General features: G+C 61.7%; 1 protein-coding gene. It reads left to right on the plus strand.

What is annotated here, in order from left to right:
- A partial coding sequence (gene dnaE, locus ACZI8W_RS26100) for a DNA polymerase III subunit alpha (RefSeq protein ID WP_463371442.1) occupies positions 1 to 1,824 on the plus strand: 1,824 nt, incomplete at both ends.

Below are 1,824 nucleotides of genomic sequence, written 5' to 3' on the forward strand. Positions count from 1 at the left end.
TCGTTCGTTCATCTGCACAACCACACCGAGTACTCGATGCTCGACGGCGCGGCCAAACTCGGCCCGCTGTTCGCCGAGGCACAACGGCTCGAGATGACGGCGGTCGGCATGACCGACCACGGCAACATGTACGGCGCCAGCGAGTTCTACAACTCCGCGACGAAGGCCGGGATCAAACCGATCATCGGGATCGAGGCCTACGTCGCACCCGAGTCGCGGTTCAACACCAAACGCGTCAAGTGGGGCGATCCCAGCCAGAAATCCGACGACGTGTCCGGCTCGGGTGCCTACACGCACATGACGATGGTCGCCGAGAACGCCACCGGATTGCGGAATCTGTTCACGCTGTCCTCGTTGGCGTCCATCGAAGGTCAGCTCGGTAAGTGGGCGCGCATGGACGAAGAGCTGATCGCGACGCACCACGAGGGGATCATCGCGACCACGGGGTGCCCGTCGGGGGAGATCCAGACGCGGTTGCGGCTCGGGCATGATCGCGAGGCCCTCGAGGCCGCCGCGAAATGGCAGGAGATCTGGGGCAAGGACAACTTCTTCCTCGAACTGATGGATCACGGGCTCTCGATCGAGCGTCGGGTGCGTGACGGGCTTCTCGAGATCAGCAACAAGCTCGGGATCCCGCCGCTGGCGACCAACGATTGTCACTACGTCACCAAGGACGCCGCGGAGAACCACGAGGCGTTGTTGTGCATCCAGACCGGTAAGACGCTGTCGGATCCCACCCGGTTCAAGTTCGACGGTGACGGCTACTACCTCAAGTCCGCGCGGGAGATGCGGGAGTTGTGGGACAGTCAGGTGCCCGGTGCGTGCGACAACACGGTGTTGATCGGTGAGCGGGTGCAGTCGTACGAGCAGGTGTGGGAGCATCATGATCGGATGCCGATCTTCCCGGTTCCGGACGGGGAGACGCAGGCCAGCTGGCTGCACAAGGAAGTGATGCGCGGGTTGGATCGGCGGTTCCCGCACGGGCCTGTTCCCGAGGAGTATCTGCGGCGCGCGGAGTACGAGATCAGCGTCATCAACGAGATGGGGTTTCCGGCGTATTTCCTCGTGGTCGGGGATCTGATCAATCATGCCAAGGAGGTCGGGATCCGGGTCGGTCCGGGTCGTGGTTCTGCGGCCGGGTCGCTCGTCGCGTATGCGATGGGTATCACCAATATCGATCCGATTCCGCATGGTCTGCTGTTCGAGCGGTTCCTCAACCCGGAGCGTGTGTCGATGCCCGATATCGATATCGACTTCGATGATCGCCGGCGCGGAGAGATGGTCCGTTATGCGACGGAGAAGTGGGGCAGCGACAAGGTGGCGCAGGTCATCACGTTCGGCACCATCAAGACCAAGGCGGCGATCAAGGATGCGGCGCGCGTCCAGTTCGGTCAGCCGGGTTTCGCCATCGCTGACCAGATCACCAAGGCGTTGCCGCCGCCGATCATGGCGAAGGATATTTCGGTGTCCGGGATCACCGATCCGGGGCATGAGCGGTACAAGGAAGCGGTCGAGGTGCGGTCGCTGATCGACTCGAATCCGGATATCGCGAAGATTTATCAGACTGCGAAGGGTCTCGAGGGTCTGATTCGTAATGCGGGTGTGCACGCGTGTGCGGTGATCATGTCGTCCGAGCCGTTGATGGACGCGATCCCGTTGTGGAAGCGTGCGCAGGACGGTGCGATCATCACTGGCTGGGATTATCCGTCGTGTGAGGCCATTGGCCTGTTGAAGATGGATTTTCTGGGTTTGCGCAATCTCACGGTCATTGGTGATGCGATCGACAATATCCGGGACAATCGGGGGATCGAACTCGACCTCGAC

The sequence above is a fragment of the Rhodococcus ruitaii genome (assembly GCF_055230935.1).